The following is a 9,850-nucleotide window of genomic DNA, read 5'->3' as shown; positions in this document are numbered from 1 at the left end:
CAAGCCGACGAATCCCCTAGAAGACACCCAAGGTCAGTCAGAGGGTGAGTCAGACCGGCCGGGTGACCCGCTCCCACATCATCACTGTCAGGGGGCGAGGGTCAAGCGCCGACCTGCGGGCCGGATCCACCTTGTTGACCAAGGAGTTTGGGTCGCTGACGCGCCCCCGTGAGGACCCGAACTCCTTGATCAACGCTGGGAGTGAGGGGGAACGGGGGTGGACGGGGGTGGACGGGGATGGAGCGGGTCAGTCCGTCAGCAGGATGCCGGTCAGGAGGACGCCTCTCGCCAGGTTGAGGACCTCGTCGCACCCCGGGTAGCCCACCCGCGCCAGCGCGCCTGAACCTGTGCGGTCGAACAGGTACGGGGCGAGGCTGTACGGGACGTCGGCGGTGACCGTCTCACCGGTCTCGATCTGCACGAAGTCCATCGCCACCCGGTCCGCCTCGTGGTAGCGCTGAAGGATGTTGCCGCCCTCCGCGATCGCAGCGCGTACCCCGTCCGCCCACGCCACAGCTGTCATCTCCCGGCCGATCAGCACGCCGTGCCCGGCTGATCCGCCGGCCGGCTTGGCGACCAGGTCGGCCTGTTCGGCGAGCGCCCGGTCGAGCTGGTCGGCGGTGAGCGCCACGGTGTGCGGCACGTACCGGCGGATCAGCGTCCGGTCGTCCTCCGGCAGCAGCTCCAGGTCGTCCCAGAGCCAGGCGTAGTTCAGCTTGTTGCTGAGCAGCCAGGCGGCGCTGCTGACGAACATCGGCAGCGTGCCGGCGGCGAGCGCGCCGGCCACCGCGTCCAGCCCGGCGCTGGGGGTGACCCGGTTGGGCACGAACAGCCGGAACAGGGCGTCCACCGGGGCGCCGCCGACGACCAGCCGGTTCTGCCCGTCCAGGGTGGCGGTGGCGACCGGGGCGATGACCAGGTCGATGCCGAACGGGCGGGCCTGGTCGATCAGCGGGGACAGGATCCGGATGAACGTCTCCGGGTCGTCCAGCCCCGGGTAGTCGGCGTCGAAGTCCATCAGCAGCGCCACCCGGGCGCCGTCGGGCAGGCCGAGTGTGTCCCGGATGGCCACGAACCGCTGGTCCAGCAGGGACGGCGCGGGCCGGGCGCCGTCGAGCAGGTCATGGGTACGGTACAGCTCGGCGTACCGCTGGATCACGGTGTCGGCGTCGAAGCCGCCGCCGAGGCTGCTGTCGATGTTGTACTCGACGATGCACGGCACGCCGCCGGAGAACAGCACGTCCGGCCGGTACGCGGCGAGCAGCCCCTCGTGCAGTTCCTCGTCCGGGTCGAGCAGCCGGGTCTCGCCGTCCGGCACGTCGAGCAGCAGGCGCAGCTCACCGGCGGTGCGGGCGCGGCGCCGGCAGGCCTCCAGGATGAGCTGGGCGATGCGGTCGCAGACCTCGTTCAGCTCGCGGAACGCGTCGGCGGTGAACACGGGCGGGCGGGCCAGCCGCCACTGCTTGTTGTACGTGGCCCGGCCGTGGAAGATCTTCTCCCAGGCCACGGCGCCGGTGGTCACCATCGCGGTACGGGTGGACTCGGGCAGGTCGGTCCACGCCTGGCCGAGCGGCGGCCACGTGTAGTTCGGGTCCATCGTTCATCCGTCCTTGAGGGTCAGTTGGATGGCGGCGGCGAGCTGGTCGCGGCCGGGCTGCACGGCCCGGTCCAGGGCGGGCGCGAAGGGCAGCACCGCGCCGTCGGGGCGGGTGACCCGGCGGGGTGGCGCGGCCAGCCGGACCCGCTCGACCACCGTGGCGATGATCTCCCCGGCGATGCCGCAGGAGCGGTTGCCGTCGTCGACGACCACCAGCCGCCCGGTGCGGCTCACCGACTCGACGAGCCCGTCCCAGTCGAACGGGTAGAGCGTGCGGGGGTCGAAGACCTCCACCGACGCCTGGCCGGCGAGTTCCTCGGCGACGGCGAGCGCGTCGTGCACCAGGTGCCCGACCGCCACCACTGTCACGTCGGTGCCGGCGCGGCGGACGATCCCCCGGCCCAGCGGCACGGGCACCAGGTCGGTGACGTCGGCGCGCAGGTCCAGGGCGCCCGCCGGGGCGAAGACCACCACCGGGTCGTCGCAGCGGATCGCGGAGACCAGCAGCCCGTACGCGTCGGCCGGGGTGGCCGGTACGACTGTGGTCACCCCGACGTGGGCGAACAACGCGTACGGGTGGTCGGAGTGCTGCCCGGCCCAGCCGGTGCGGGAGCCGGAGCCGGGCACCACGTAGGTGACCGGCACCGCGCACTGGCCGCCGGTCATGAGCGGGAACTTGTGCGCGTGGTTGACGATCTGCTCGAAGACCAGGAACAACAGCGACGGGATCTGGAACTCCACCACCGGGCGGGCCCCGGCCAGCGCCGCGCCGGTGGCGAAGCTGGTGAACGCCTGCTCGGACAGGGGGGTGTCGCGGACCCGTTCCGGGCCGAACTTCTTCAGCAGGCCGGTGGTGACGTTCGCGGCGGCCACCCGGATGTCCTCGCCGAGCACCACGACCGAATCGTCGCGGGTCATCTCGTCGGCGAGCGCCCGGGTGAGCGCCCTGCGGTAGGAGAGCCGGGGCATCAGCCACCTCCGGTCCGGGCGGTGAGCCCGCTGGCGTACAGGTGGTCCAGGGCGGTCGCCGGGTCGGGGTGCGGCCCGGCGAGCGCGAAGTCGACGGCAGCGTCCAGTTCCGCCTCGACGGCGGCGTCCACCTCGGCCCGCACCGCCGGGTCGAGCCGTGCTCCGGCGATGTCCACCGGATCGCGGGACCGGCCCTCGGCCACCTCCTCCGGCGGCCGGTAGTCGAGGCGTACCTGATGTTCGAAGGTGTGGTGGGCGTCGAAGCGGTAGGTGCGGGCCTCGACCAGCTCGGGTCCGCCGCCGGCGCGCATCCGCGCGACGGCGGCGGCGGTGACCTCGCGTACCGCCTCGGGGTCCTGCCCGTCGACGGTGGCCGCCGGCATGCCGAAGGCGGCGGCCCGCCCGGCGATGGTGCCGGCGACCGCGCCGTCGACCGGCATGGTGGTGGCGTAGCCGTTGTTCTCGCAGACGAACAGCACCGGTATCCGCCAGAGCGCGGCCAGGTTGAACGCCTCCAGGAGCATGCCCTCGTTGACCGCGCCGTCGCCGAAGAAGGTGGCGCCGACGATGTCGGCGCCACGCCGCCGCCGCTCCCACACCGCTCCGGTGAGGATCGCCCCGGCGGCCCCGACGATGGCGTTGGCGCCGAGGACGCCGACGCCGAAGTCGGCGGCGTGCATCGACCCGCCCCGGCCCCGGTTGAGCCCGGTGACCCGGCCGCACAGTTCGGCCAGCATCCGGGCCGGGTCGGCACCCTTGGCGAGCACGTGCCCGTGCCCGCGGTGGGTGCCGGTGACCAGGTCCTCGCGGTCCAGCGCCGCGCAGACGCCGGCGGCGATCCCCTCCTGACCGAGGTACGGGTGGATGCCGCCGACGATCTCCCCGGCGCGGACCAGCTCGATCGCGCGTTCCTCGAAGCGGCGGATCAGCCGGACCGTCCGGTAGAGCCGGAGCGGGTCGGAGCCGGTCACGCCGGACGGCCCTCCTTGACGGCGGCGAGGATGTCGTCCCAGAGGCGGGCGCGGGCGGCGAGCGCGGCGTTCACCGTGTCGGCGCACTCCTGCCACTTGGTGTCGTCGTCGCCGCACAGGTCGGCCAGCATCTGCATGGCCATCGGGGTGTGCTGCTCGCCGTCGACCTCGATGTGCCGCTCCAGGTAGTCGACGAACTTGTTGAGCCGGTTGCTGCGCTCGTTGACGGCGACGACCTGGGTGAACATCTCGGGGATGAGGTCCTCGCGGCCGAACGCGAACGCCGCGGCCTGGCAGTGCACAGGGGTGGTCTCGATGATGCGCCAGGTGGTGCCGGCGAACGCGGCGGACGCCGCGGGGACGCCGGCGGCGCCGAGTGCCTCGGTGACCGGGGTGCCGTCGCGCAGCAGGTCGACGAGCTTGTTCACGGCTGTGGTGTCGGCGCCGGCCTCGGTCATGCCCTGCACGTACAGCTCGAAGTGGCTGATGTAGCCGTCGCCCAGCTCGTCGCTCTCCTCGACCATGACGATGTCGTTGATGAGGCGGCGGCTGCCGGTCGGGCCGGTCGGGATCCACGGCACCGTGACGCAGGTGAGCTGCCGCTGCAACGACTTCAGCAGGGACATGAAGTCCCAGACGGCGAAGACGTGGTGCTCCATGAACGTGACGAGCGCGTCGTGGGTGTCGAGGTTGGCGTAGAGGGGGTGCTTGACCACCACGTCGCGGCGCTCGGTCACCGCCCGCTCCAGCCGCTCGATGCCCGGGTGCGTCTTACCCCAGTCGTACCGTGACATTGTCAGCCTCCCTGCTGGGCGCGGTCGCGCCAGATGACCGGGCAGTAATCGGGGTCCGCGTAGTCCGGCCGGCCCTCGTGGGTGCGGCGGACCAGCACGTCGTGGTTGTACGCGGCGAGGGTGCCGTCGGAGAGCGGATACTCCCGCCAGGCGTTGTCGCCGTCCTGCAGGTGCAGCGAGACGGCCCGGCGGGGCCGGCCGCTGACGTTCGCACCGCTGCCGTGGTAGGTGCGGCAGTGGTGGAAACTCATGTGTCCCTTGGGGATCACCATGGGGATCTTGCGGATCTGCGCGCCGTTGTACGCCGCGTTCTCGGCGAGCATCACCTCGAGCTGGTCGCGGTCCCGGTCGGCGAAGTGCCGGACCACCGTGTCGTCGGCGCCGATCTCCCGCCAGCGGTGGGAGCCGTCGACCATGGTGATGGTGCCCATCTCCTCACCGCAGTCGTGGAACGGGATGAACGCGGTGAGCATGTTCTCCGACGACGAGGACGCCCAGTAGTGCTTGTCGAAGTGCCAGGGCACGATGTTCGACGGCTCGCCGGCGATCGGCGGCTTCCAGATCAGCGTGGACTGGAAGATCCGGATCTCGGCGGCGCGGGCCAGCCGGGCGGCGACCGCACCGATCAGCGGCTTGCGCAGGATGCGGGCGATGCCGTCGTGCTCGTGGTGGACGTAGTCGTTGTGCCGCTGCACGTCACCCTTGGAGGGCTCCCAGTAGGCCAGCTTCGGCGGGCGTACCGGCAGGCGGCGGTCACGGTCCCCGGCGTAGTAGCTGTCGGTGGCGGCGACGAGTTCGTCCACCTCGTCGTCGGTGAGCAGCTTCTTCGACAGGTACCAGCCGTGCTCGGCGTAGTGCCGGACGTCCTCGTCGGAGGGAAGCAGCGCCTCCTCCTCGGCGGTCAGCCCGGGATCGATGGTGGTCATGCCCCAGCCCTTCCGGCCGCGACGCCGGGGGTCGCCCCCGCCGCGGCCAGCTCGCGTTCCTTCGCTTCGTAGAGCGCCTTGATGTTGCCGCTGCCGAAGGTGCGCGCCCCGCGCCGCTCGATGAGTTCGAGGAAGAGCGTGCGGCGCACGTGCATCGACTCGGTGAAGATCTGCAGCAGTTGCCCGTCGTGGTCGGAGTCGACCAGGATGCTCAGCTCGCGCAGCCGGTCCACCGGCGCGTCCAGCCGGCCGACCCGCTGCTCCAGCCCGTCGTAGTAGGCGCCGGGCGTGCTGGCGAACCGCACCCCGCGCCCGGCGAGCGCGCCCACGGCGGTGACGATGTCGTCGGTGCGCAGGCCCAGGTGCTGCACCCCGGCCCCGGCATGCCAGCGCAGGAAGTCCTCGATCTGCCCCGGCCGGGCGCCGGTGTCCGGCTCCAGCAGCACGAAGGTGACAGTCCCGGACGGGCTCTGCACCACCTTGGAGTTCATCGCCTGGCCGGCGACCTCGATGTGCTCGGTGAAGATGTCGGCGAAGCCGAACACCTTCTCGTAGTGCGCGACGGTCTCGTCGAGCTGCCCCGGCGGCACGCAGATCGCCAGGTGGTCCACCTCGGCGAGCAGCGTGTCCGTGCCGTCGGGCGCGGTCACCGGCTCGATCGCGCCGGGCAGGAACACACCCGGGTCGCCGCGCCGTTCGACGAGGCGGTGTACCACGTCGCCGAAGCCGCCGACCTCGGCCACCACCACCTCGGCGTCCGCGCCGGTGAAGGTGCGCGGCGGGCTCAGCGCCGTCGCGCCGCGGTCCACCAGCTCGGCGTACGCCCCGGCGGCGTCGTCCACGGCGAGCGCCACCACGGCGATGCCGTCGCCGTGCCGGTGCACGTACGTGGCCGCCGGGTGCTCGGCGGACAGTCCGGTGGTCAGCAGCAGCCGGATGCCGGCCTGGGCCAGCAGCAGGGAGCGCTGCCCGTCCAGCCCGGTCTCCGGACCGCCCTGCCCGCACAGCCGGAAACCGACCGCGTTGTCGAAGTAGAAGGCCGCCTGCCGGGCGTCCCCCACGTACAGTTCGAGATGATCTATCCCGTTGATGGTCATGGGCTTCCCCTGTTCCCCCCGTGATCGCGACCCGGACGGACGCCCGGGACTGGAGTCCGGTCAGCCCGCGGCCGGGGTGGCGGCCCGGCGGGCCGGCCCGGAGAGCCGGCGCAGGAGCAGACTGACGTTCTGGCCGCCGAACCCGAACGAGTTCGTCAGCGCGTGGCCGGCCCGGGTGGGCCGGGGCACGGCGCGGACGTGGTCCGCCTCGCACTCCGGGTCCGGGTCGTCCAGGTGGTAGGTGGGTGGCAGCAGGCCACTGTCGAGCGCCAGCGCGGTGGCCGCGGCCTCCAGCACCCCTGACGCGCCGAGCAGGTGCCCGGTGAGCGCCTTGGTGGAGCTGACCGGCACGCCGCCGGTGCCGAACACCTCGGCCAGCGCGGTCGTCTCGGCGATGTCACCGAGCTTGGTGCCGGTGCCGTGCGCGTTGACGTACCCGACGTCGGCGGGCCCGACCCCGCCGGCCGCCAGCGCGCGGCGCATGCACGCCGCCGCTCCGGCGCCGTCCGGCCGCGGCGCGGTCGGGTGGTACGCGTCGGTGTTCGCCCCGAAACCGGCGACCTCGGCGTAGCCGCGCACACCCCGGCCGTCGGCGTGCCCGGCGCGCTCCAGCACCAGCAGCGCCGCGCCCTCGGCCAGCACGAAACCGTTGCGCCGCTTGTCGAACGGGCGGCTCGCCTCGGTCGGTTCGTCCCAGCCCCGGGCCAGCGCCCGGGCGTTGCCGAACGTGTCGGCGAACGTGCCGAACAGCGGCGCCTCGCTCGCCCCGCACACCACCACGTCGGCCTCGCCGGAGCGGATGAGGCGTACCCCGTCGGCGACGGCCTGGGCACCGGAGGCACAGGCCGTGCCGACCGACGAGCTGTAGCCGCGGATGCCGTGCGCGATGGCGATCCGCGCCGATGGCATGTTCGGCAGGATGCCGGTGAGCAGGTACGGGCTGACCGCCGCCCGGCCCCGGGCGGCCCGCGCCAGCACCTGGCCCTCCAGCGTGGACATGCCGCCGACGCCGCCGACGATCACCGCGATGCGCTCCGGGTCGACGTCGCGGCCCACCTCGATGCCGGCGTCGGCGAGCGCCTCGGCGGCGGTGATCAGGGCGAGCAGCACCACCCGGTCGAGCACCTTCGTCTCCGGTCCGGAGGCGACGCTGCGCGGGTCGATGTCCGGCAGCACCCCGGCCACCTCCAGGCTGCCCGCCGCCGGGTGTCCCTCGGGCGGGCGGCGCAGCCCGGACCGGCCGGTGATCAGCGCGTCGAACGTGTCCGCCACGCCGCGCCCGGCCGGGGTGAACAGGCCCATGCCGGTGATGACGGCGGTCACGACGGCGCCTCGGTCAGGTAGCGCTCGCGCAGCGCCACCTTGCGGACCTTGCCGGTCACGGTGACCGGGATGTCGTCGGCGCGTACCGGGACGATCCGGCGCAGCGTGGCTGCCACGTCCGGGCCGAGCGCGGTACGGATGCGCTCGGTGCGGTCCGCCTCCGGGTCGGCGCCGGCGGCCAGCTCCAGCAGCACGTCGGTGGTGACTGTGCCGTCGTCCGCCTTGACGATCACCACAGTGCAATCGGTGACGTCGGGGCAGGCGGCGAGGATGCGTTCCTCGGACAGCGCGGTGAAGAACCGCTTCCCGTCGCCTGCCTCGACCGAGTCGACCGCCCGGTCCAGGTGGTAGTAGCGGCCGTCCTCGTCGGCGTACACCAGGTCGCCGGTGAGGTACCAGCCGCGCAGCCGGAACCGGTACGTGGTGACCGAGTCGTTCCAGTAGCCGCGGAACAGCGACGGCGAGTCGATGCCGAGCCAGCCGACCTGCCCGGGCGGCAGCTCGTTGCCGTCGGCGTCGAGCACGGCGACCTTGGCGAACCGGTACGGGCGGCCCACGCAGCGGCCGTACCGGTCGGTGTCGGTGGTGTGGGTGATGTGGAACATCGAGTGGCCCATCTCGCTGGAGCCGAGCCCGTCGATGAACACCGACCCGGGTACCCGGGTCACGCCGCCACGCGTCACCACGTCGCGGGAGCCGACAGCGACCAGCCGCCGTACGTGCGGCTCGTGCGAGCAGTCGCCGGTGTTGAACCACAGCCGCACCGAGTCCAGGTCGTAGCCGGACAGGTCGAAGCGGGCCAGCTCGGCCCAGGTGACCGAGAAGCCGAACACGCCGTCCGGGCGCCACCGCTGGATCGCGTCCAGCACCCGCTCACCGCCCTGGTCGGAGAGCAGGAACATCTCCGCCCGGTTGCCGAGCGCCTGGTTGACCATGAGCACTGTGGCGGTGTGCGGGGCCGGCAGCGCGTTGAGGATGCGTGTGGTGCCCTGTGCCTGCGGCATGGACAGCAGGTGGCGGGTGGCGGCGAACAGGCTGGCGTGCGAGTGCAGCACCGCCTTCGGCACACCGGTGGTGCCGGAGGTGTGGGTGATCACGATCGGGTCGTCCGGGTGGTGCCGGTAGTGTGCGGGTGCCGTGTCGGGGTCGCCGGTGCCGGCCTGCGCGGGCTCGCCGAGCATCGGCGCGCCCAGGTCGTGCCCGGCCAGCGCCTCGGCGTGCGCGGCGTCGGCGAGCACCCCGGCGGCGCGCAGCCGGCGGATGTACTCGGCGGCGATCTCGGGACGCAGCCTGCCGTTCATCAGCGCCGGGATGGCGCCGAGGCGGGTCAGCGCCAGGAACGACAGCACCATGTCGGCGGCGGTGCCGGCCCAGACCGCGACCGGGTCGCGGGGTTTCACCCCGCGTTCGTGCAGCCACGCCGCCCGGGCGGCGACCATCCGGTCGAGCCGGCCCAGGGTCAGCGGGGTCTCGGCCGGGTGGCCGTCGATCTCGGTGTCGAACGTGAGCCCCGGCCCGTCCGGGTCGGCGCCGTGGGCCAGCACCCGGGCGAGCACGTTGCCCGCGCCCAGCTCGGCGTCGGCCGCGAGCGCGCCGCGTAGTCCCTTCGTCCTCATTGACGTGTTCCCTCCCCCAGCAGCACCGCGGTCGCCTCGCCCGGCGTACCGTCCGGTGCCAGTTCGATCAGGATCAGCAACGCCTGTGCGGCGTCGCCGTCGTACAGCAGCAGGTCCGCCTCGGCCTCCCCCTCGGCCCGCGCGTCGCCGGTGGGGCTCAGGCACACCACCGGCCCGTCCAGTCCCCAGCGCGCCGCGACGTGCCCGGCCACGCTGTTCGGCACCGACTGGAAGAAGAACAGCGGCCCGATCCGCCCGCCCGCGGCCACAGTGGCGCGTACGTGCGCCGCCCCGGCGGTGTCCCCACCGGCGCTGACCAGCACCACAGCCGTCCGGTTGCCCGGCGGCAGCGGCCCGGCGCCGTACCGCCGCGCGAGGCAGCGCTGCGCCACCGCGGCCACCAGCGGCGCGAACGGCGAGTGCACGAACCCCGGCACCCCGGCCGGCCCCGCGCCCCCGTCCCCGTCCTCGGGCCACCGCGCCTCCGCGAGCACCACGACCCCCCCGTCGCGCGATCTTGCGGTTGGTGCCCCGGGCGCGGGCGTTGTGCCCGGTTC

At 73.2% G+C, this 9,850-nt stretch carries 9 protein-coding genes; all 9 read right to left on the bottom strand.

The window, feature by feature from the left end:
* Window positions 1-247: 247 nt before the first annotated feature.
* From FB455_RS13425 to FB455_RS13385, 9 genes are read right to left on the bottom strand one after another with little or no spacing between them, the layout of a single operon-like run.
* Complete coding sequence (locus tag FB455_RS13425) at window positions 248-1,597, bottom strand: ATP-grasp domain-containing protein (RefSeq protein ID WP_145753548.1); 1,350 nt, start codon at window positions 1,595-1,597, stop codon at window positions 248-250.
* A gap of 3 nt (window positions 1,598-1,600) precedes the next feature.
* Window positions 1,601-2,566: an alpha-ketoacid dehydrogenase subunit beta gene (locus tag FB455_RS13420; protein ID WP_013476573.1), complete on the bottom strand. Its 966-nt coding sequence runs from the start codon at window positions 2,564-2,566 to the stop codon at window positions 1,601-1,603.
* Complete coding sequence (locus FB455_RS13415; protein ID WP_030268687.1) at window positions 2,566-3,537, bottom strand: thiamine pyrophosphate-dependent dehydrogenase E1 component subunit alpha; 972 nt, start codon at window positions 3,535-3,537, stop codon at window positions 2,566-2,568. The genes FB455_RS13420 and FB455_RS13415 overlap by 1 nt, the downstream gene beginning before the upstream one ends.
* A complete protein-coding gene (locus FB455_RS13410; protein WP_013286631.1) occupies window positions 3,534-4,331 on the bottom strand; it encodes a DUF3050 domain-containing protein in 798 nt (265 codons plus the stop codon). The genes FB455_RS13415 and FB455_RS13410 overlap by 4 nt, the downstream gene beginning before the upstream one ends.
* Window positions 4,332-4,333: 2 nt before the next feature.
* Window positions 4,334-5,257, bottom strand: a complete 924-nt coding sequence (locus FB455_RS13405) for a phytanoyl-CoA dioxygenase family protein (RefSeq protein ID WP_047894434.1) — start codon at window positions 5,255-5,257, stop codon at window positions 4,334-4,336.
* Window positions 5,254-6,354 (bottom strand): 4-hydroxyphenylpyruvate dioxygenase, encoded by a 1,101-nt coding sequence (gene hppD / locus FB455_RS13400; protein WP_030268682.1) that lies wholly within the window; start codon window positions 6,352-6,354, stop codon window positions 5,254-5,256. Before hppD ends, FB455_RS13405 begins: the two co-directional genes overlap by 4 nt.
* 60 nt (window positions 6,355-6,414) lie before the next feature.
* A complete protein-coding gene (locus FB455_RS13395; protein ID WP_013286634.1) occupies window positions 6,415-7,677 on the bottom strand; it encodes a beta-ketoacyl-[acyl-carrier-protein] synthase family protein in 1,263 nt (420 codons plus the stop codon).
* Window positions 7,674-9,293: a class I adenylate-forming enzyme family protein gene (locus FB455_RS13390; protein WP_013476569.1), complete on the bottom strand. Its 1,620-nt coding sequence runs from the start codon at window positions 9,291-9,293 to the stop codon at window positions 7,674-7,676. Before FB455_RS13390 ends, FB455_RS13395 begins: the two co-directional genes overlap by 4 nt.
* Window positions 9,290-9,790, bottom strand: a complete 501-nt coding sequence (locus FB455_RS13385; protein ID WP_013286636.1) for a beta-ketoacyl synthase chain length factor — start codon at window positions 9,788-9,790, stop codon at window positions 9,290-9,292. Before FB455_RS13385 ends, FB455_RS13390 begins: the two co-directional genes overlap by 4 nt.
* Window positions 9,791-9,850 lie beyond the last annotated feature (60 nt).

This window comes from Micromonospora sp. CNZ296, from assembly GCF_007827635.1.
This window is presented reverse-complemented; position numbering and strand designations above follow the sequence as displayed.